The sequence below is a fragment of the Novosphingobium sp. SG754 genome, assembly GCF_013149315.1.
Classification (GTDB): Bacteria; Pseudomonadota; Alphaproteobacteria; order Sphingomonadales; family Sphingomonadaceae; genus Novosphingobium; species Novosphingobium capsulatum.
The window spans coordinates 883,412-905,156 of sequence record NZ_JABGCC010000001.1; the positions used below are offsets into that span (position 1 = coordinate 883,412).

Sequence of the window (21,745 nt, forward strand, 5' to 3'; positions counted from 1 at the left end):
GAGCAGCCCACCGCGGATCAGGTCAGCAAATCTAGCTGGCCCCGTCCGCTCGCGACGACGGAAGTCCTACGTTCCTACGATGCGATCCGAGATGCGCGACCTTCCAGCCGGAAGATGGTTGCAGGGATCGGCTATCGTACTTCAGCCCCGGCCAGCTTTTTTCGCGGGTGACTTCTTCGCCATTTTCAACCTGCGCCGGGGAGAAACGGATTCGAGCACACGCTCCCTCGACCGGATTTCGGCTAGGTCGAAGAAATGGCCTCTGGTCCAGTCCTCAAGATAGTCCCTGGCGCGGCGCGCGAGGTGATCGCCGAACTGGACGTGCTTCGCCAATTCGGCATCGACGACATGCAGGACTGCCTTCCAGTCGTTGGGCCGCGACCGCACCAGTTGTTCCAGCAAGCGACCGATGGCGCGAGCCTGCTGCCAGGCGGGCAGCTTCATCGTCCAGACCCCTCGCATCATACCGACCGAAACGCCGATGTGCGAGGGCATGTCGGCGTTTCGACCGCCCATGAACTGGATCGAAGCCTCGAATAACGCGAACGCCCGGGGGTCGTTCAGGACGAGCATATGGAGCAACGTGGGCACGTCGAGCCAAAGATGGTCGTGGCGCATCGCTCCAAGCATGCCTACGGCGATGAGATACTCAGCCTGGGTGATCCGCTTTTCGCGCGCAAATTGGCTCAGAACCACCTGAAGCCACGCGCCGCCTTTGACGCCCTGAGCGGCCGCATATTGGCGCAGGGTTAGATCTTCCGAGAGGATGATGACATCCTCGCTCCGTGCGAGATTGATGGGATCGAAGATCTCTTTCGATCCAAAATTGTCGAAGAGCTTGTCGAGGCGACTATCGAGCGAACCATCGACGGGAAGTATTTCGCACTCGGACTCCAGATCCGTGATGATCGCGTTCACCCAATCCAGCCGTCTCTCGGTGTCCTCGGGGCTGTGGACCTGCCGCCACGCCTGATCGCCCTCGAACCCCATTGTCATAAATTCGCGACCACGATTGCTTTCGACCTTCGCCCGCAGCTCGATCAGCTCGTCCATCGTCGAACGTGCGATGCATAGTCGACCGAAATACTCCTTCGCGATGTGCAAATGCCCCATTTCGCGCAGTTGCCAGACAGTCAGCGTATCCAGCGCCACCCCTTTTCCGCGCGCCTGGCGCACGAACGTCCCCGCCTCCTTGCGCTCATCCTCGGCACCGACACAGGTGCGCAGATTTGTGCCGGTCATCGTCAGATGCTCGGCCAACTGCAGGACAGACCGGTTCGACATCGCCGCGATAGCGGCTAGCGGCACCCGATGAGATGTGTACGTCGAGGAAACGAAATCGTCGTTGTTCTGGAGGTCCCGTACGACGTCGAGGATCGGCTGCACGTCGCCGTCCTTCATCGTCATCTCGAACATCGATCGAGCTGCCGGGAAGCGCGCGGCGTGCGACGCCATGATGTCGTGGAGAAGCCAGATATATTTGTGCTTGAGCGCCCGCACTCGGTAGCGCCGCGGCTTCCCGATCTCCGCACGCATTTCAATGATGTCGTCCACCGATTTTCCAGCGAGCGCCACCGCCAGTGGATGATCGGCCGCGTAACGATCGATGCCCGTTATCTCCTCATCGTCGATGATGCCGGTCACATCCCGCACACCGTCCTGACCTTCGAGATCAAACCAGAAGCCGGTCTGCGCGGGGCCCGCATGACCGATCGGCGCGGGGAGCGCTTCGTCCATGAAGATGAGGGCGGGATAGGCAGAAACGACGCTCTCATCGCGGCGATGGGTTGCCGCCACGCGGTATCCGAGCTTCAGCGCTCTTGCGGTTTCACCGGCGTTTCGATGGCGGTGCGCTAGCCTCATGAGGTCGTCGGGAGAGCCGTCCACGGCATCGTCATCCACGCCTGCGATCAGGTCTCGCGCCGGGGCCTCCCGATTGCCACGCATCAGCGTACTCGACAGCAGGAGTATCGCACGCAGGTCGGTTGGGTTCGCTGAGATTGCCGAGCGCAGGTAACGCTCCGCGGCCTTAAGATCGCCCCTGTTATGTTCAGCGGCGCCCGCCAGCCGAGCAAAACGCGGGTGCGCGATCACCGACGGACCAAGCGATTTGTAGAAGGGCGACGTCCTTGCGTGCGGCGCCGCGTTCGCGAAGGCGTGGGCAAGCCAAGCAAGTGGCTCAGATGGCTGATCCAGCGCGACACACCCGTCTAGCGCCTCGATGATATCGTCCCAAGCCTCCCGAAACAGGGACAGCTGCGCAAACATCACTCGGTCCGAATAGCTCGTCTGCGGCGTGATCAGGGAGCGCGTTTTCCCTGCCATTGCCGCGACCGCCTCGGGCTTCGTCGACCTATAAATGTCTGCCACGGCGATATGGGCAGCAACGCCCAACGGCCAGCGCTCCAGCAGCTGCTCGACGTCCTCATCGAGGTTGGCGCCCGTCTGTCCGGCATGCCGCGCGCGGAAGAGCAGCACATCGAAGAGCTGGCGCGCCGCTGCCGGGAGCGCCTCGCGACGCTCGCTCGTCGCCTCTTCAATCACTTCGGCCCACTTTTGAAGGTTGGACAGCGCTACGAGCAAGGGAAGAACAGAATTGCCGGAGACCGTAACGCTGCGCAGGACTCTCTCAGCCTCGGCAAAATCGTCGCGATCGATCGCCACCCAGGCCGCACTCAGCGCCGCATCCGGGTCCTTGGTTCCTGTCGCCAGAACCTCATCCGCGACACGCTTAGCCTCTTCCAGTTCGCCCAGCGCACGGTAGGCCGTTACGAGATTGTAGCCAACCATGCACCAATTCGGCTCAGCAGCTTGCTCATAGTGCCGGACTTCGTCCCAGTGGCGCTGTAGCAGCCCAGCGCCTTCCCGGAGTTCTAATCGCCGACCTTCCGGAACGGGGCCGAGACGTTCGACGACATCGCCAGAAAGAGCCTCGTCGATCAGCGCATCACCCGCCATCCTGACGGAATTCCCATCGTCAGGAAAGCGCTCGAGCGTTTCGGCGGCCAGAGCCCACCAACTGTCAGGAGCGCCCTTCTGGCGAAGATAGCTAATGCGATGGATGCGGACGCCATGGTCGTCGAGGAGGTCGGCTGGCACGATCGCCATCGGGTCTCGATCGACAGTATCCATTGCCGCAACCTGGAACGCGAGCGCGGCGGCGCCAGCGTTGCCGGGATCTTCGGTCAGTACCTCCTGCGCGAACGCCCACGCCGCGGCCAGATCACCTTTGATGGCAAGCGCGAGGATTCTGTTTGCCCGTGTGCGGGGATCTCTCGGACTGAGCGCAAAGGCCTCTTCAAGAAGAGGCGCAGCGTCAGTCTCATCGCCGAGCTTCATGCGCGTAATGGCGATGTTCACCTTCACGCGGGCCCGGATCGAAGCAGCACTGTTCTCGTCGAGGCTTTTGTCCAGCGCCTCGAGCAGACCCAATGCAGTGCGAGGCTTGCCGGCGTTCAGCATGTCACGATACTGATCAACTTGGGCATCGAGATGTTGATCGAAGGCGCTCCGAGCGGTGTCGATCGGGGCGGTCGTGATCGTGGCGAGGATTACCTCAAGATGCTGATGTGTCTGTTCGTTCTGCGCCCGGATCTCGGCCTGCCCGGAAAGCGTCTCGCCGCCCAACTCGAGCAGTCGCTTGGTTGAGGCGCTATAATCGGGATCGAATGCGGCGAGCGCTTTGGGATCGTCGCGGATCTTCTCTTGAAGCGTGTCCCATCCCCAAATCTGGATATCAACGGTGCGGCCTAGTTTGGTCTGGTCCTGCGCCAACTCGATTGCGAGGAAGTCGTGGGCTGGCTCATCGGTTGCGGTCGTGACGATATAGAATTCGGTCAGCGCCGGCTTGATGCTCATAGCTTGGCCGACCTCATGGCGTATGATCGCTTCAGTCAGCTTCGCGCCGCGGGTGATTAGCTTGCACTGGATACCGACCGGCTGACCTGGGTCGCGGTCCCGTTTGCCGATTAGATCGAGGCCGAACTGCTTCTTGCCACGCGTGCCCAAGAGCTTGACGTTCGGATCGTTGAGCAGCCCCGCGAACAGCGGGATGCAGTTGCTCTCAAACACCTTGTCATCGGTGGGTATGTTGATGATCGTCGAGGATGCCACGCGTCTCTTTTTATCCTGTTCCGATCCGAAACGACCACCGCCGTGGAATCATTTCCCACACAGCTTGTTCCCTGATCGTTCTTTCTGCCGCAGTCCCGTCCGACCCGCAACCTGTTCAGCGTAGGGTTGGAGCGTGCATCGCTGAGGCCTCTAGTCAGCTGGCCGTCGCCGCCCCGTTATCGCGTGACGATTACTCCGATGCAGACGGCGATCACTACCGCATAGGGCAACGCGATGAACGGCGCCCACATCCGGGTAACGATGTACCAAAGCCGTTCGCGGCGATAAACCTCTCCCCACGCCGTGTAGATCTGGAATGGCGCCATCTCTTCCGACTCTTCGCCACGAAACCACGCCTCGAGGGCGATGATCCGATCCGTCAGGCAATATTGAAAGCCCTTCCAGACGCTTTCCAGAACCCAGAGCGTCAAAGCCACCAGCATGGTCGCAAACAGGAGCGCGTGGCTGTCATCCTTGATAGCGACCGCGAGACCCGCGCCAAGCAGTGGCGTGGCTAGCGCCTTCATGGAAAGGGCGCGCTGATCGAATGCCTCATACTGCCCCTGAATCAGAAGATATTCGGCCTTGAGATCGTCGCTCTTGCGCACCTCCCGCTTCCTTGCTCAGGATTTCGAAAAATATAGCCGACGTGCGGTACGCGCATTGCGGTCACCGGGCGTGTAATAGTCCATCGTCCAGTCACGATCGTCTACGAGGAAACGGACCTCAAAGCCTTCCGGCGATGCCCCGGGATGCTGCTCCATCCAGATTCCCACCGCCTGACGAAAGGCATAGTGCGAGTGGAGCCGGAAAAACTCGCCCATGTAGATGTCCGCGACCCGCATGTTGCCGCGGATCACCGTCATATTTTCGTCGTTCGTGTCCGTGCTCGCTTTACTGAAATTGGCCGAGCCCGTGATGACGATCGGATCGTCCGACAGCGGATCAATCAGAGCGAATTTCGTATGGACCCAATGGACATTGACGTCCTTCGTTACCCGATCGAGTTCGCCCAGCCACTGATCGAACCCCGTCAGCGGTATGCGGTTGCCGATCGCGATCACGACATTGGGGAGCGCCTGAAGCGCCCGCACCTTGGCGATCTGCGCCTCCTTGTTGGCGCCGTTCCATTCCTTTTCCATCAGCGCCATTCTGAGCTTGCCGTCTGGGCGCGCGTAGATGTCGGCGAACGACTGGTGCATGCCAAAGGCGAAGGTCATGAAGAGGCCCTTATCAGCCTTGCCGGCGAGATCGGCGTACCATTCAAGCGCACTCAGATCCGGCCTCGGCGAGAAAACCGGAGCAAGCGAATGCGCCGGAAGCGCTGCAGGCGCTGGCGAGCGCGTCACATTGTCGGCCTTGTAGGTCGATGCCCGCGTCGTCAGCGGATCGCCCACCAGGGCCTCATAATAAGCGAGATAGCCCCGCGCCGGATCCGGCCCCTCAATGATATGGACGCAATTGGCGTGACCAAAGATGCCGTTCTCGGTCAGGTTGGTTGAACCGAACAGAAGGGCCACCGGCCCGTTCGCGTCGCTGAGCACTAGGAACTTGTTGTGCATAAGCGTCCCATGGGTGCGCGGCACAGTCAGCGCACCGATGTGGGAAGCGTCGACCGCCAGCCAGTTTTTCTTCTTCGGGCCGGTCGCGTTCTCGATCGAGTCGAACACCACGCTGACATCGGCACCGCGTCCGTGCGCCGCCCCGAGCGCGTCGAGCACGGCCTTCCACTGGAACTCGTAAAACGCTCCCTTCAAACTCCAGTCCGGACCATCGGCACGCTGAATGAACCCGATTATGCTCTCAAGGAGTCCGCGGGACAGCCATTGATACGCGCCTGGTCCCGCCACCGAAGGCGGCTTGTTCTGAAACCGCCGCGCATATTCCTGGGTGGCAGGCGAGCCGCGATTGAAATACACGCTGTGATCCGCCCCCGCCGTGCCTTCGGTGTGGACCTCGACGGTCACCGACGGGCCCTTGGTGAGCGCGCCCGGCTCCCCGTACATCGGCACAATCTCGTAGCTGTAGGGGCGATCGGGCTTCGCCGAGTAATCCGCCCATTGAAATGACTGGAACGGGTGCAGCAGACTCGAAAACTGCTCGCCCGGGGCAGGGTAGGGCTCGACCGCCTTGAAGGTCTTGGTGCCCTTCATCCAGTAGCTTTCCTGCTCGGTCGGGTCGGTCCGCTTCACCGCGAAGCCCCTCAGACCGGCGCGCTTGCTGTCGGATATGGTCCAGCCCAGCAGCACCACATAGGTACCGGCCACCGCGTTCACGGCCAAGTCACCGTTCTTTTTCCGAGCCCGCATGGTCCCACCCCAGAGCAAGCATTGCTTCAGCTCGCAATTACCATGCGCTGAGGATAACTTGGAGTCGGCACTCGCGCCGAAATAAATATATTCGCAGCTTCAGTTCCGACGCTAAGACGTCGATTCGATCGGCCTAGAATAAGCTGGAGTTACCACTGCGAAGCACACCAAAGGAAGCCGCTCGCGTCCCCTCAGTCGGCCAAATCCATGACCAGCCGCGTGGCGAGCGCTTCGCTGACCTGAACAAAGGCGGCCATTGGCTGCGCGTTCACGGCATCCCGTACCGCGTCGTGTGGATGGCCATAATTGTTCGGTCCGGCTGCGGCGAAACCGACTCGCAGATTCGGCATAGCACCGAGCACCTCGTCGCTATGATTATGGGTCGAGCCGTGGTGCGGCGCCATGAAGATGTTCGTGAGCGGCAGATGGCCGCGATAAAAACGCAGGAAGCGTTGGCGCCGGCGCCGCCGGTCGAGATGGGCATCCCCGGTCAGTATCCAGCCGCCGGGTTCCGCACCATGCCATCCTCGGTAATGGGACGAGACGAGGCCGATCGACACGTCGAACTGCTCCGGCTTCCACGGCCCGCAATAGAGCGTCATCGAGATGAGGTTATGGTCGAGCCACAGCGCATCGTAGCAACCCCGGAGCCGGTCCCGGACGGCGTGATCCTTCGCAGCCAGAACGATAGCCTTCGTGTCGAGCGGTGAACCGAACTCGGCTTCGAGCGCCGCCTCGAACGCCGTGATCAGCCTTGCGGGCGGTGTGTGGACGTAAGGGATCAAAACCCAATTCAGCAACGCGCCGGGACTTACCATCTGGATCGCCGCGCCGGGCCGGACCTGTTGCTGCCTTGCACGCCGCTCACTTGTCTCACCGCTTACATTCTCGCTGGCCACTAGGCGCGAACCGATGTCGACCGGCTGGATCGACCACTTGGCGCGGACGTCCCCATCTCGGTCGCCACCAGGCTCGCCAGGCAAGATCGGCCCGTCACCGCCGCCTTCGTCACCATCGCCACCATTGACGAACGTCACCGTCTCAACGCCCCGATCGCCGAACCAGCCGGCCAGGTCACCGGCGGCTTCGACGAACGCGCCGCTCAGTGCCCCGCGCTCGCTGTCTCGTGCGATCGTTATGAGCAGCATCGTCTCGTTGAGGTAAGGAAGGATGACCTCGCGAACCTTCGTCGACGACAGCAACTGGTCGACGCCGCGGACATGGTCGCTGTCGAGATGCGACAGGAACAACAGGTCGACGTCACCACTTTCGGCGACGCCGACAATCTCGCGTGCGAGCGCGTCGCACTGATTGGATCCGCAGTCGTAGACCCAACGCACGGGACGGGAGCCCGCGTTCAGCGCACCGCTGAAAAGCCCCCCCTGACCGACTGGATGCTGCACCATCTTAACTTCCATCAAATCCCCCAACACTGCGCGACAATAACACCACCTTCTCGGATCGGATGGTAGCAACGATGGCCGCGTCACCGATTCCGGAGGTTAATCTACAATGCCCACGAGCAGGCTCGGCCACGCTCTTCCACGTCGGGCATTCTGCCCGAATCCCGTTAACTGACCGGATCACAATACCAGTGGATGCACGGTATGGACGAGGTGATGATCCGGAACGTCGCGCGCGCATAAGCGGCCCGACTGAAGGATTTGCTGGACCAGGGAATGCAGCCCGACATCCGTCTCTTGCGCGAGGAAGCGCTGCTCGCTCAAGGTTCCGTTGTGGAGCTGCCCACGCCCGCGCATATGCGCGCCTAGAAAGGCACGTCGTCGTCGATCTCGCCCCACACGCTAGGCTTCGCCGGTTGCGCCGCTCTAGGCAGCTCCAGGCGGTGCGCGGTGTAGAGGTTCAGGATATGCTCGCGGTCCATGAACATGATCTGGCTTCGCTGCGACGCATTGAGCACGCCCCCCAGCCAGTTTCGCGCCGCTTTGGTGATCTCCCCGCCGGCGACGATAAAGGCATGGTCGACCAGCGCCTTCTTGTTCGTGTCGCTGTCGAACACCTCATGTCCGAGCATCATCAGGACCTGCTGATAGATCTCCGACACGTTCGCATTCGTGCCTTTCGTGGCGCCCGCTGAATCGAGTTTGCCCTTCTTCGCCTGGATGCCGAAATAGATGACGTGCTCGGTCGGCAGCTTGTACCGCATCCACACGTCCTTCCCATATTCAAGCGCCTTGTCCTTGTGGCCGACGCTGGTGATCCGCTGATACCCAAGGTGCCGGAACATCGGCAGCAGCACTTCCTCGATCAGCTCGTCTTCCGAGCAGCGGTCCAGATAGGCGATTAGCAGGCTGCGCCGTTCCGCCTCGACAGGTGTGAGCGGCCGATAGAGATTGACCGGCGAAGACACCGTACGCGTCTCCACATGCCGAATGTAGAACTGCCCGTCCTCGCCGTAATAGCCCTCATAGCCTTCGCGCCCGAGCGGTACATTAAGGGCCGCCAGCGCGAGCGCACGATCGGCGTCGCCATCCTGCGCTTCGCGCTTGTCCATAAGGGTGCGCAGCACGATCGCGAAGCGCTCGGGGAGCTGGTTAGCCGCTGGCTGTGGATCGTTCAGAAGCTCGGCCAGCACTCCCTCTGCCCATGGCACCCGTGACGATCCGTCATGGGCGAAGTCCATCTCGCATTCTTCGAAGAAGCGCGTGATGTAGTAGCTGCTCCTGTACTGGAACCATTGGTGGTCCTTGTTCCCCACCACCATCTCGGCAATCGGTCTCAGATTTCGCGCCTTGAACTGCATGACGCCAGTCTAAAGATTTGCACCCGTTTGCCAATCACAGGACAGCGCAGTCCGGCGAGACCATCATCGCGGCGTAAGGGATATACCCGGCGGATGAGGCCGGCCGGCCCCCTTTGCGGATGCGGACAGTCTGCATCTTCTCTCCGATTTGGTCGAGCAGTTCGAGGGCCGATGGGGCCGCCCAGACAGCAAGGCAGGGGGCGGATGCCCGCGAGCGGGCACCGGGCTCTATCTCCGCTGCGCTCCGACCAAGCCCCTGCGGGTCTTGGCCGCTGACGCGGTTACGATCCCTTCCGCAGGGGCGCGGGGCAGGGAAGGCGTTCCTTCCTGGGGCGTAAGACCATGCGGCACGACCATCGCAATGCAGGCTTCGCCTAAGGAATCGCGCTGACGCGCGATGCGGATCGTGGAGCCAGCGGACATGCCATCGCCCCCTTCGCCGCCTTCGCAGGATCCGCGCGTTGCAGAACCGGTTTCGGACACAACGAGTTGCGTCGGGGCAAAGCTACGCTAGGCAAAAAGGGGCCGGCGATGTTTGTCCGTTTTCAACGGAAGCGCCGGCCCCTTTTTGCCAAGCTCCGCTAAGCCCCTCCCGTGCCTGTTGTGTCCAAGAGCCCGGTCCTGCGCCTTCGGACCTGCGAAGGCGGCTCCGGGTGCGATGACATGTCGGCCGGCCCACGCTCCCTTTTCCATACAAGCAGAACCGTCCGCTGACGCGGCCGGTGCGTCTTCGTGTCTGCTGGCCGCTTCGCGGCTGTTTTTTGCTCAGGCTCACCAGGTACGATGAAAATCTGTCAAGAAATCAATGCGATGGAAGGAATGGAGGGGAGGGAGTAGGTTTCAGTTGTGGCCGGGAAAGAGAAGCGGACCACAGGACAGAGAAAGGATGAAGTCATGAAGATCGGTAATTTCAAATTCGACGAACGCGCCAGCGACATCATCGGTAAGATTGCTACCCGCGAGATGCGCTTTCCTTACCTCATCATGCGCCGCGTCGAGGATCGCCAGTCCGACAGCGCCCCCGTCTACGAGATTTACGAGACGAACCGGGCGGGCGACGAAATCCAGATCGGCGTCGTCTGGGAACGCAAGATGCGCTCCAATGACGAGGTTTTCCTGTCCGGCATGATCGACGATCCGAGCTTCCGCGAACCGCTGCCCATCGCCCTTTTCGGTGACGAGACCAACGGCTTTGACGTCCAGTGGCGGCGCGAACGGGAGCGCGAGACGCAGGGCGGCGGCTTCGGCGGGCGTTCGAGCGGCGGGCGCGCGGGCGGCGGGTTCGGGGGACGGACGGGCGGCGGCTTCTCCGGCGGCAGCACGGCAGGACCGGACGGCGGTTATACCGGCGGCGGGCGCAGCCTTGACGATGAGGTGCCCTTCTAAGCCAGCCATGGCGGGCCGGGGGAGCGCTGGAACGCTTCCCCGGTCCTGAACCGTCATCCCGTCCCAAGGAGTGCATCCCATGAGCAAGCCAACGGCCTTGCGCAGCGTTAGCAGCTTAGCCGACCTGCCGGAACTCTATGCCGAACTCACCGCCACGCCCGATTTCGTGGCATCCTTCGGCGATCCTATCCCGCTGTCCATCATGGAGCCGGGCGACGAGCCCGCCGAACATGCCATGCCCGATCCAGTCGCGGCGCAGGCGGAATGCGGCGGCATTGTCGCCGCCATTTTCGACCTGCTCTGCGATACGCGGCTGGACCCGCTCGCGCCAGAATTGGCGTGGGGTTTCGTCAACAGCTTCCACTTTGTCGCGAACCGGCTGGAAGGCCGCGAGGATCGGCTTGCCGATACCTTGCGCGCCATGGCGCGAAGGCTGGAGCCGGGCGAGGTGTTCAACAAGGAGCTTGAGGACACCCAGCTTGAATGCCAGTCAGTTGCCGAACAGCGCGCCGCAATGGAAGCGATGCGCGACTATGCGGCGGCGATGTATCGCGCTTATGCCGGTCGCCCATGGTCGCCTGCCAAAGGGTCGCGCGCATCCCATGTCACCACCGCCAGCCAGATTTCGGCGCTCGACTTTTTGCGGGCACGATCCGAACGGCGGCGCGATCGCTACGACCCGCAAGGCCCCGTCGTCGTCGTGTCCGGTCCGCAGGACTGGCACGATTGGCGCATCATATGGGGCCGACTCGACCAGATCAGGACGCGCATTCCGAACATGGTGCTTGTAACCACCGGGCAGCGCCTTGGCGTGGATGCAGCCGCCGCCGCATGGGCCGCGCAACGGGGTGTCGTGTGCATCGCGTTCGGCCTCTATGGGCGGGGCAACGGCAAAGCCTTCCGGCGCAATCGCAACATTGCCGAGCTTATGCCGGTGGAAGCGCTCTTATGCGAAGGCTCGGGCATCCAGTCGAGCCTCTATGACCTGTTCAACCCGCAGCAGGGGCACCGCGTCCCCACCCATGTTTTCATGCGGGCCGATCAGGAACCCGCCGTGCCGATCAAGAAGAAGCGCCGCGTCATAGCGGCCTGACGGGCAAGGCACCAAAAGAGAGGCCGGGGCGGGCAACCGCTCCCGGCCCCTTATCGTGGCTTTGGCACGAGCGGGGGAAACCCGAACGGTTTCCCCCACGTCGCTCCTTTGCCGGGCGTGCCGCCCGTCAACGTCGCTCCCCTTTCCGCTAAGGATGCACGGTCTTTGAGGCGTCCTCAGCGCCAGAGTTGGTGGCGGACGCGCGCTTGCGGGGCGATCCGGCGGGCGTTTCTCCCTGAACAGCGGGCGCAGCCAACCCCTTGAGCGCGGCAATTGCAGCCCCACCGCCGACCCGGATTGCCTGACCCAACACATCGCGAAACTCGCGCTCGCTCAGGCGTTCGACCGGCAATTCCGTCACCAGCTTTCCATAATGCGCGCGCAATCCCCGCCGCACCGTCTCGGCTTCCCGAGCGAGACTATGTTGATCGGCCTCGATCTTCGCGAGCCGCTCACGTTCCGTCATCTTGGGCATTCTCTGAACTCCTTCGAAAAAGGAGGTCTGCCCGCCGCAAACGATTATCCGTCAGGGCGCTTCCGCTTGCAATGCTTGCCCGTCATCGGCGCGAAGAAATCCGCGCGAGGTTCCCGGCTGGGGAGACCCGCCGCGACCGGAGTCGGGCAGGCGCAGCGGGCAAGCGCGCTGCGGAGGAGGGACGCACGCCGGAGGCGGTTGTAATGCACCCCACGCACGGGTGCTTCGGGCGCGAATCGCCCGGATTTCTGCGGCTTTCCGCCGGCACGGAGCGGCTGTCGGTTTGGCACTGATCGTCTGCCACCGGCAGCCAGAACCTGCCGCGTCCCGATCTAAGCATTTGATCTGCCTTGGCACTATGTGGCTGCCACCGGCAGTTATGATAAATTGTTGAGATCGCGGCGTAATTCGACTATAAAGGTAATGCTTCACCACGTTGCTGGCGTGTCGGACAAGGAGTCCGCCGCTTGGCACGCATCACGATCCGCATAGACGATGACCTCTATGCGCGCCTGTCCGTACAGGCGCGCAATGCTGGTGTCGGCGCCGCGACCTATTGTCGCGACATCCTCGAACGCTTCGAAGGCAGCGATCCTTCGGGCTATCACGCGCGCTTCGACGAGCTTCATGCTACGGCCATTCAGGCCTTCGCGATCCTCGCGACGTCGGTGGGTGAGCGCTCTCCCGACATCCTCCAGAAGGGGCTCGGCGAGGCCCGTCGACTCCTCCGGGAAAGGGGGCTGCTCGATCCCGAGCAGGACCGGCCATGAGCATCTTTCGCCACGACACGCTTGGCTCCTGGACGAGGGGCGGCCAGGCCATCGTCCATAACGTCCGCATGACCACTCAGGTCTTCTACCAGACCTTCCTTGCGGCACTCGTGATCTGGATCGGCGGTACCGTCTGGTACGCGCTCGAAAAGTCGTCGGAGTACGAGCGCTTCGTGATGCTCAAGGTCACGCAGGCCTATTTCATGGGCGATACGCTGCCAGGCAATGCGACCCCGATCCTCTTCAAGAGCCCGGCCGGCAAGCAATACTGGACCACCCCCAAAGGGCTCGTCAGTTCCGGCGTCGCGCACAGAACGCTTGCCGCATTTGAAACCTACCTGCTCCACGGGGCGCTGCTCGCCGGTCTGTTCGCCCTCGCCATGCTGGGGTGGGCCTGGTTCTATTTCACCCGCACGGGGAGGGGGCTCGGCTCCAATCAGTTCCTGCGCGGCGCGCGGTTCGGCACCGTGCGGCAGGTCCGGCGGGCTCTCTGGCGCTATGCGAAGGGCAGCTTCGATATCGGCGGGGTCAATGTTCCCGACGCCTTCGAGCCAGAACATATCCTGATCTGCGGCGCCCCCGGCACCGGCAAGACCAACATCATCGTCAAGATGCTCGACGGCATCCGCAAGCGGAAGCGCCGCGCTATCGTCTATGACACGGCGGGGACCTTCGTAGAAAAGTTCTACCGGCCGGGGATCGACGTGCTCCTCAACCCGCTCGACGCCCGGGCGGACTGCTGGTCGCCCTGGGTCGATGTGCCCAGGGACTATCACTACGATCAGATCGCCGAGTCGACGATCCCCGACAAGGCCGGCGATCCCTTCTGGGCGAAGGCCGCACGTGGTACGCTCGTGGCCGTCATGCGGAAGCTCGCGCGACAGGAACGTACCCTGGTGTCGATCCTGCTCGACACACTGCTACGCTCCAAGCTGAAGGACCTCGCCGCCTTTGCCGCCGGCACCGATGCGGCGGCGTTCATCTCTACCGAGGGCGAGCGTACCAGTGCCGGCATCCAGGCCGAGCTCGCCTCGGTGATGCGCAGCTTCTCCTATCTCGACGACACCGCCGACGGCTTCTCGATCCGCGACTGGGTCGCCAACGAAAAGGACGACAGCTGGCTCTTCGTCACCGTGAAGGCGGATCAGCTTCCCTCACTGCGGCCCTTGATCACGGTGTGGCTCGACATCGCGATCAGCGCGATCATGAGTATGACACCCGATCGCAACCGGCGCCTCTATTGCGTCATCGATGAACTGCCGACGCTCCAGAAGCTTCCCTCGCTCGGCGACTTCCTCGCCCGCGCTCGGAAATATGGCGGCTGCGGGATCCTCGGCTTCCAGAGCTACCCGCAGCTCGAAGCCACCTACGGCATCCAGGATGCCGCGGCGATCACCGGCTACTGCTCAACTTGGGTGGCGCTACGCGCCAACGACACCCCCACCGCGAAGCATGTCAGCGAGAATCTCGGTCAGGTCGAACAGGTCGAAGCCAATGAGGGCATGTCCTACGGCGTGAACGACATGCGCGACGGTGTGAACCTCTCGCGCATGCAGGTCACCCGGCCGCTTGTGATGCACACCGAGGTCACCAACCTGCCGAACCTCATGGGTTACCTGCGGTTCGGCCGCAGCCTGCCCGTGGTCCGGTTCGAGGACAGCTACAACAAAGTAGCTTCCGTCGCCGAGGCGTTCGAGGAACGCGAGACCGCACCGGTGCGGATGGCCGTGCCGGAGCCTGCGGTGTCCCCCGTGGCGGCAACGTCGCCACCACCGGCCGCGCCGAAGGCGTCTTCCGCGAAGCGACATCGCGCGGCCCAACCTGGTCCCAGCGCCGAATTGCCGCTTGTTGCGCCTGAAGAAGCGGTGGATCCGGAAATACCGCCGGCGAACGAACAGCCAGCGCCCCCTTCACCCAAGGCCGTGGAGGAAGGGGAAGCGAGAAACCCGCCCCCTCCGCTCGAACTGTTCGGCAAGCCGGCCGGCTTTCGTCTCAGCCAGCACGGCCGTCATGACGGCGCCCGCAATGCAGCGAGGCCGGCATGATCAACCCGATCCGGCTCAAGGGTAAACCCGCCAACATCGCGCGATATTATACGGTCGGCGATTACTACACCAAAGGCGCCGAGGAGCAGTCCCAATGGGGAGGGAAGATTGCCGGCGAACTCGGTCTTGAGGGCGAGGTCGATCCTGCCATTTTCAAGGAATTGCTTGCCGGCAGGGTCGGCGACCAACAGCTTGGCCGTCGCCGGAAAGATGGTGAGATCCAGCATCATCCGGGTTGGGACTTCGCCGTCAACGCGCCCAAATCAGTATCGATCATGGCCCTCGTGGCCGACGATGAGCGCATCATCGACGCGCATGAGAAGGCCGTCACGGCGGCGCTTTCCTATCTGGAAGAACATGCGCTCATGCGCCTTCGCGTGGATGGCGAAGTTACCGAGAGGACGACTGGGCGTCTGATCTGGGCGCGCTTCACCGAGCACGCATCCCGCGAACTCGATCCGCACCTTCATACGCATGTCGTCGTCATGAACATCACCGATGAGCGGGATGGCGCGAGGAAGGTCAGCCTCGAAACCCGGGCCATGTTCGCCGAGCAGATGACCGCGGGGCAGGTCTATCGGAATGAACTGGCCCACCTCCTACGGGAGCGGGGCTACGCCGTCGATTTCGATCCGCGACGCGGCCTGTTCGAGATCCGGGGCGTGCCCAAGGATTTGATCGTCGATATGTCCCAACGGGCCGAGCAGATCGACGCCCACGCGAAAGAGCATGGTCTGGACGGGCAGGCGGGACGTCAGAAATCCTTCTATGCCACTCGTGGCCCCAAGCAGAAAGTGTCGCTCGAAGGGCTTCACGAGCGGTGGAACGGACGCCTGGGTCAACATGCGGAGGCGGTGCGCGCAACCCGGGCCGACGCCGAGAAGTCCGGAGAGCGCCAGATCATGGCCGATGCCCCGACAGCCGCGCGAGCGATGCTGTTCGGTATCCGGCAATCGGAAGGCAAGGAGGCAGTCAACAATCTCGGTCGGCTGCTGCAGACCGCGCTGGCTTCCTACGTCGGCGAGGTCCGCCTCGCTGACGTGCGTCCCGTCGTTGAGGAGCATCAAGCTCGCGAAAAGCTGCTCGCCACGCGCGAACGGACGGGCGACGAGATCCACACCCGAGGCCGGACAACCCGCAAGACCGCCCGCCTAGAAATAGCGCTTTCCGATCAGCTGGCGCTTGCGCTGAACGACGCTCGGCCGTTGGCGTCAATCGAGGCGTTGCGCGACGCCGGGATCAGCCGCGATCTCAAACCCGAGCAGAGGACGGCGCTCCTTCATCTCGGCACATCCGACCACCGCGTCGTCGCGGTGCATGGCGTAGCCGGATCGGGCAAGTCCACGATCATCGGTGCGTTACGGGAGGCGGTGGGCGATGGGGCGACGCTCATCGCCCTTGCTCCCACCTCCTCCGCCGCCAGCGAACTCGGGCAAAAGGCCAATATCGAATCGCGCACCGTAGCGAGCCTGCTTGCCACCGGCGGAGCAAAGCTCGACGACAGCCATGTGCTGGTGGTCGATGAGGCGGGCCAGCTTGGCAACCGTCAAGCGATCCGCCTGCTCGAAATCAGCCGCGCCACGGGAGCGCGTCTGATCCTGCTCGGTGACACCCGGCAGTCGGGTGCGATCGAGCAGGGCAAGCCCTTCTGGTTGATGATGCGGCTCGGCATGCCGAAGGCCGAGCTCAAGGATCCCGTCCGTCAGGAGAATGACGGGATAATGCAGGCGGTCCGGTTGGCCCGGCTCCAGAATTATGACGGATCGCTCAAGGCACTCGAGTCGGTCACAAGCGGCTCGAGCAGCGAGGACCTTGCCAAAGCTCTGGTTGCCGACTGGACAAGGCTGAGCCCGGAGCAACGGGCAAAGACGAATATCCTCGTCCTCGAAAACGCAACCCGTCTCATCGTCAACACCAGGATTCGCGAAGCCTTGAAGACGGAGGGAGCGCTGGCGGCCGAGGAAGCTCGGCTGTCGATCCTCTCGCCATCGGGCATGACGGACCAGGAGAAACATTTCGCGCGCTTCTACTCCCGCGGTCAGGTCGTCGTGTTCTCTCGCGACAATGTCGGCCTCGGGGTTGCTCGCGATGCCGAATACAAGGTGATCGGGGTCGGGCGCGATGCGCGCGGACGTCAGACGGTTAATCTCGTCGATGAGCACGGCAGAACCATCCAGTGGGATCCCCGGCTGGGACGTGCCTCCCAGATCAATGTTTTCCGGGAGGAAGATCGCCAGCTCGCTGCCGGCGACCGCATCCAGTGGCGCTTGGTCAACAAGGAACTGGAACTCAAGAACGCCGAGCGCGGCACCGTCGAGGGCCTGGCTGGATCGATTGCCACGATCAGGTGGGATCGAGGCGGCCGGGTCCAAGAGATCGATCTTTCCCGCCAGCGGAACTGGGATCATGGCTACGGCGAGACAGTCTACTCGGCGCAGTCGAAGACCTACGATCGGGTCTATGTCCTGGCGCCGGTCAACTCCCCGCTGGTGACGGGACAGAATTACTACACTGCGATCACCCGCGCCCGCTTCGGCGCTCGGCTATGGACCGAGGACCGGGAGCGACTGGTCGATCGACTGCGGACCCGCTCCGGCGAGAAAACATCCTCGCTGCAGGGATTGGGCCGGATCGACCGGGACAGCGTGAAGGGACGGACCGACCAACATGGGGAGCGCTGGGACCGGCTTCGAGATGAGCAACGCGCTGATAGAGAGGCGCGAAAGAATCGCATTCGGGCTGAACAGGCGGAGAGGTCAGCACCTCCCAGGGACAGCCTTGCGGCATATTTTGCCGACCGGGCACAGGCTGCCGCGAGGTCGCTAGACCAGTGGCTTTCCAGCCTTCTTGAACGCGCCCGGGGTAGCGTCGATCGAGCGGGAGACAGCCAAGCTCCGGCTCCATCAACACCGCAGGCGGAACAAGACCGTTCGCGCGGACACGAGCATGGAGGCGGTCATGACCGCTAGTCGCAGGCGATTCGCGTCGCTGGTCCTGCTGGCGATCCTCATTCTGCCATTCCAGCCGGCCAGGGCGGCGAGGAGATCGCTCTCTGAGCACGACGCTCGTCTCGGCGCATGTATCCGAGAGGCCGCCGGAGGGCGTGCCTGGCTCGAAAAGACCCTGTGGGGGCTGCGCGATCAGGAGGGTGGCTGGATCGGTGCGGAAGTGCCGAACGGCAACGGTAGCCACGATCTCGGACCGCTCCAGGTGAACAGCTTCTGGGTGCCGAAGCTTTCGAAATTGACGGGACGCACTCCAGGCCAGGTGCGCGGCTGGCTCATCAGCGACCCTTGTTTCAACGTACAGGCGGCTCGCTGGATTTTCCTTTCCGGGCTTCATGCGACCGGCGATTACTGGAAGGCGGTCGGCGTCTACCACAGCCCGACAGCTTCCCGGCAACGGCGCTACACGGCCAGCGTAATCGGACACCTAAAGCGGCGATACGGCCCCTCGTGGACATCTCGCAATGTCAGCGACTCGCATACAGACGGGCGGCGCTAAGCGATGAGGCGCAAGCGGAGAACAGTCGCACCCGCTGGGGTCGCGGTGGCTCGACCCATCAATGCACGCGGGAATCCCGATGAGCCGGTCCCAAACGAGATGACGCATGCGGATCTGGCGTCACATGAGAAGCCATGTGTCATTCAATCGGAAAGACTGCCGATATCGGGCGAGCAAACGCCAGCGACGCATCCCATAATCGCGCCCGTCGTCGGACGCGCCGTCGCTCTGGCGTCGAAGCGTCAGCCGGAGCCCGCACCCGCTGTGGAAGCGCCGCTGGAGACGGGTACCTTCGTTGCACGCAGATCCCAATTCTCCGATGGCCTGGTTGAGGAAGCAAAACGGTATTTTTCCGCGAGACAGGGCGAGCCCGTGAGTGATGATCTGGCCAGGAACTATCTAGGTAGCTTGGTCGATTTCGTGCTTCTTTTCAAAGAATAGGCAAAAACTCAAATGAAACAGCGCGGGCCATCAAGTCGCACCTGAGCATACCCCAAGTGAGATACATTTCGAACTTTAACAACCCAAGTCAGACGCATATCGAACTTTCGCGCGACACTTCCGAAATGGAGGGGAGGTGGTTAGGGTTGAGTTGGAAGGAGTAAGAAGATGGCCCAACCCAGAAACAAATCTGCTGCTCGTAGCCGGGGGGCGCCAGCTCCGGTAACGCATCAGATACGAGCGGTCATGTACGCCCGCGTATCCACCGCGGAGCAAGAGAAGGAGGGATTCTCGATCCCCGCCCAACAGAAGCTGATGCGAGAATATGCATCGCAGAACGGAATCGGGATTGCGGCCGAGTTTGTCGACATTGAAACGGCCAAACGGTCCGGCCGCCCCGGCTTCGAGGAAATGCTTCGTTACATGAAGAAGCATGCAAGCGTGAGAACGATCCTCGTTGAGAAAACTGATAGGCTTTATCGCAATCTCAAGGATTGGGTGACGGTCGATGGGTTGGACCTGGAGGTCCACTTCGTAAAAGAAAACGTCGTGTTGTCGCGTGATTCCCGGTCCTCTGAGAAATTCATGCACGGCATCAAGGTTCTGATGGCCAAGAATTACATCGACAATCTGTCAGAGGAAACTCGAAAGGGCATGCTCGAGAAGGCTGAGCAAGGGATTTGGCCTTCATTCGCGCCGCTCGGCTACACGAATATCGTAGGTGCCCATGGCAAACGGGTCATCGCCATCGATCCGGAGACAGGCCCCCTCGTCACACGTCTGTTCGAGTGGTTCGAAAGCGGGGAATATTCTCTCAAGGAGCTCACCCGCAAAGCTCGTATCGCTGGTCTGCGTTACCGCAGGACAGGCAAACCGATTGGCTCCAGCTCCGTCCATCGGATATTGCGGAGCCGAATTTACACAGGATCCTTCGAGTGGCTCGGGAAGCTGTATGAGGGGTCGCACACACCTCTAACGACGTTCGCGACCTGGATGAACGTGCAGGAAATCCTGGACGGGCGGAGCATCTCGAACGTTCATGGGAATCGTCACGAGTTCGCTTACACCGGTTTGATGACGTGCGGTCATTGCGGGTGTGCGATGACGGCTGAAATCAAGAAAGGCAGGTACATCTACTATCACTGCTCCAAGTTCAAAGCGCGGTGCCCGGAGCCCTACGTTCGAGAAGAAGCGCTGGATCTGATGTTCGCCGCGCAGCTCAGGAAACTTAGATTGGACGACGAAGTGTTTCGGATGATCGGGCAGGCGATTCGCGAGAGCCGAGCGAACGAGATCCGCGAACGCGACGAACGGGTGGCAAAGATCCGAGCGGAAGCCGATCGCCTCCAACACCGGCTCGACACCCTCTACCTGGACAAAATCGAGGGGCGGGTGACAAGCGAATTTCACGATCGCGTCGCGTCAACGTGGAGAGAAGAGCGAGACAGGTGTGTCCGCGACCTCGAGAGCCTCTCTTTCGCAGAAGATGACGTGATCGATGACGGTGTCGCACTCGTCGACTTCGCCCGCACGGCGCATCACCGCTTTGAAACGCTGCCTCTTTCCAGCAAGCGCAGGGCCCTGAATCTTGTGCTATCGAACTGCTCATTTGCAGGTGGTGAGCTTGCCACAACCTTTCGGAAGCCATTCGATTTGTTGCAGAAAATCGCTTCGCCCGGTGGGGGCGATATTCCCCCTGAAGGGGGGTCTGCACCCCAAAGTGTGAGAATGGCTCCCTGAGTAGGATTCGAACCTACGGCCGCTCGATTAACAGTCGAGAGCTCTACCGCTGAGCTATCAGGGAACAGGCCCGGCGTGGCCGGGACAAGGCGGTGTTCTGCCATACAGCAGAAGAAGATGGCTCCCTGAGTAGGATTCGAACCTACGGCCGCTCGATTAACAGTCGAGAGCTCTACCGCTGAGCTATCAGGGAGCAGTCCCGGTTGCCCAGGACAGGTGCGCGCTAATAGCACTCATTTCGTGCATGGCAACCCGCCGCCGGGCAAATTTTTCCACAGCGCGCGCTGTGCGATCAGCTCATGAACTGTTCGGCAAAGATGCGTTCGTCCAGGCTGCGGCCGCGATCGAACAGCAGGGTGAGCTGATGCTCGCGCCAGGCGCTTACGCGCACTTCGCTGATATCGCGCACCTCTTTCTGGTCAGCCACGACAAGCACCGGCCGCTTGACCGATTCGAGCACGCGAAACACGATTTCGGCGGTATCGGGCAAAATCGCCCCGCGCCAGCGTCGGGGGCGGAACGGGCTGATCGGGGTGAGCGCCAGGATATTGGCGCCCAGCGGCAGGATCGGGCCATTGGCGGACAGGTTATAGGCGGTGGAGCCGGCCGGCGTTGCCACCAGCACGCCATCGCACGACAGTTCGGGAATGCGGGTCTTACCGTTGACCACCACTTCCAGCTTGGCGGTCTGGCGGGTTTCGCGCAGCAGCGACACTTCGTTGATGGCATAGCAGCTTTGCGTTTCGCCGCTGGCGGTGGTCGCGTCCATACGCAGCGGGCTGATCGCCACGGGACGGGCGCGAGCGATGCGTTCTTCCAGCGTGCGGCTGCTCTTGTGCTTGTTCATTAGAAAGCCAACGGTGCCCAGGTTCAGGCCATAGGCGGGCAGCACGCGATCGAAATCGAGCATGTAGTGCAGCACCTGCAGCATGTAGCCATCGCCGCCCAGCACGACGACCGCCTCTGCCTCGGCGAACGGCACCCAATCGCGGCTTTTCTTGAGCACGGCTGCTTCTGCCTGCGCCCGATCGGTGGGAGACGCCAGCAGCGCGAGCTTTTCATATGTGGCACTGTTTGCCGAACCGATCGCAGCCATTGTCATCTG

The 21,745-nt window shown here is 62.1% G+C and carries 15 protein-coding genes and 2 tRNA genes; 8 read left to right on the forward strand and 9 right to left on the reverse strand.

Annotated features, from left to right (window positions below; genetic code table 11):
- Window positions 1–141 precede the first annotated feature (141 nt).
- The 5 genes from FHW97_RS04175 to FHW97_RS04195 form a co-directional block, all read right to left on the reverse strand.
- Window positions 142–4,113, reverse strand: coding sequence for a hypothetical protein (locus tag FHW97_RS04175; RefSeq protein WP_171798091.1), 3,972 nt, complete (start codon window positions 4,111–4,113; stop codon window positions 142–144).
- A 176-nt stretch (window positions 4,114–4,289) separates the two neighbouring features.
- Entirely contained in the window at window positions 4,290–4,721 is a 432-nt protein-coding gene (locus FHW97_RS04180) for a hypothetical protein (protein WP_171798092.1), read from the reverse strand.
- A gap of 15 nt (window positions 4,722–4,736) precedes the next feature.
- Window positions 4,737–6,389: a phospholipase D-like domain-containing protein gene (locus tag FHW97_RS04185; protein WP_216647626.1), complete on the reverse strand. Its 1,653-nt coding sequence runs from the start codon at window positions 6,387–6,389 to the stop codon at window positions 4,737–4,739.
- A gap of 224 nt (window positions 6,390–6,613) precedes the next feature.
- Window positions 6,614–7,828: a hypothetical protein gene (locus tag FHW97_RS04190; RefSeq protein WP_171798094.1), complete on the reverse strand. Its 1,215-nt coding sequence runs from the start codon at window positions 7,826–7,828 to the stop codon at window positions 6,614–6,616.
- Between the two features lie 362 nt (window positions 7,829–8,190).
- Window positions 8,191–9,186, reverse strand: a complete 996-nt coding sequence (locus FHW97_RS04195) for a hypothetical protein (RefSeq protein WP_171798095.1) — start codon at window positions 9,184–9,186, stop codon at window positions 8,191–8,193.
- Between the two features lie 894 nt (window positions 9,187–10,080).
- On the opposite strand from FHW97_RS04195, the gene FHW97_RS04200 reads away from it, so the two are divergent.
- Together FHW97_RS04200 and FHW97_RS04205 are read left to right on the forward strand one after the other, a co-directional pair.
- Window positions 10,081–10,572, forward strand: coding sequence for a DUF736 domain-containing protein (locus FHW97_RS04200; protein ID WP_171798096.1), 492 nt, complete (start codon window positions 10,081–10,083; stop codon window positions 10,570–10,572).
- Window positions 10,573–10,651: 79 nt separating this feature from the next.
- Window positions 10,652–11,665, forward strand: a complete 1,014-nt coding sequence (locus FHW97_RS04205; protein ID WP_171798097.1) for a DUF2493 domain-containing protein — start codon at window positions 10,652–10,654, stop codon at window positions 11,663–11,665.
- A 148-nt stretch (window positions 11,666–11,813) separates the two neighbouring features.
- On the opposite strand, the gene FHW97_RS04210 is transcribed toward FHW97_RS04205, so the two are convergent.
- Window positions 11,814–12,140: a hypothetical protein gene (locus FHW97_RS04210; protein WP_171798098.1), complete on the reverse strand. Its 327-nt coding sequence runs from the start codon at window positions 12,138–12,140 to the stop codon at window positions 11,814–11,816.
- A gap of 467 nt (window positions 12,141–12,607) precedes the next feature.
- On the opposite strand from FHW97_RS04210, the gene FHW97_RS04215 reads away from it, so the two are divergent.
- The 6 genes from FHW97_RS04215 to FHW97_RS04240 all read left to right on the forward strand — a co-directional run bounded on the left by FHW97_RS04215 (window position 12,608) and on the right by FHW97_RS04240 (window position 20,640).
- A complete protein-coding gene (locus FHW97_RS04215; protein WP_171798099.1) occupies window positions 12,608–12,910 on the forward strand; it encodes a hypothetical protein in 303 nt (100 codons plus the stop codon).
- Window positions 12,907–14,955: a type IV secretion system DNA-binding domain-containing protein gene (locus FHW97_RS04220; protein ID WP_171798100.1), complete on the forward strand. Its 2,049-nt coding sequence runs from the start codon at window positions 12,907–12,909 to the stop codon at window positions 14,953–14,955. Before FHW97_RS04215 ends, FHW97_RS04220 begins: the two co-directional genes overlap by 4 nt.
- Entirely contained in the window at window positions 14,952–17,924 is a 2,973-nt protein-coding gene (gene mobF / locus FHW97_RS04225; RefSeq protein WP_171798101.1) for a MobF family relaxase, read from the forward strand. The genes FHW97_RS04220 and mobF overlap by 4 nt, the downstream gene beginning before the upstream one ends.
- Window positions 17,914–18,459, forward strand: a complete 546-nt coding sequence (locus FHW97_RS04230) for a lytic transglycosylase domain-containing protein (protein ID WP_253941541.1) — start codon at window positions 17,914–17,916, stop codon at window positions 18,457–18,459. The genes mobF and FHW97_RS04230 overlap by 11 nt, the downstream gene beginning before the upstream one ends.
- Before the next feature lie 99 nt (window positions 18,460–18,558).
- Window positions 18,559–18,900: a hypothetical protein gene (locus FHW97_RS04235; RefSeq protein ID WP_171798103.1), complete on the forward strand. Its 342-nt coding sequence runs from the start codon at window positions 18,559–18,561 to the stop codon at window positions 18,898–18,900.
- 168 nt (window positions 18,901–19,068) lie between these two features.
- Window positions 19,069–20,640 (forward strand): recombinase family protein, encoded by a 1,572-nt coding sequence (locus tag FHW97_RS04240; protein WP_253941542.1) that lies wholly within the window; start codon window positions 19,069–19,071, stop codon window positions 20,638–20,640.
- On the opposite strand, the gene FHW97_RS04245 is transcribed toward FHW97_RS04240, so the two are convergent.
- The 3 genes from FHW97_RS04245 to FHW97_RS04255 all read right to left on the reverse strand — a co-directional run bounded on the left by FHW97_RS04245 (window position 20,630) and on the right by FHW97_RS04255 (window position 21,736).
- Window positions 20,630–20,704, reverse strand: a tRNA-Asn gene (locus tag FHW97_RS04245). The genes FHW97_RS04240 and FHW97_RS04245 overlap by 11 nt on opposite strands.
- A gap of 54 nt (window positions 20,705–20,758) precedes the next feature.
- Window positions 20,759–20,833: transfer RNA gene (locus FHW97_RS04250), tRNA-Asn, on the reverse strand.
- A 99-nt stretch (window positions 20,834–20,932) separates the two neighbouring features.
- Complete coding sequence (locus tag FHW97_RS04255) at window positions 20,933–21,736, reverse strand: NAD kinase (protein WP_043609077.1); 804 nt, start codon at window positions 21,734–21,736, stop codon at window positions 20,933–20,935.
- Window positions 21,737–21,745 lie beyond the last annotated feature (9 nt).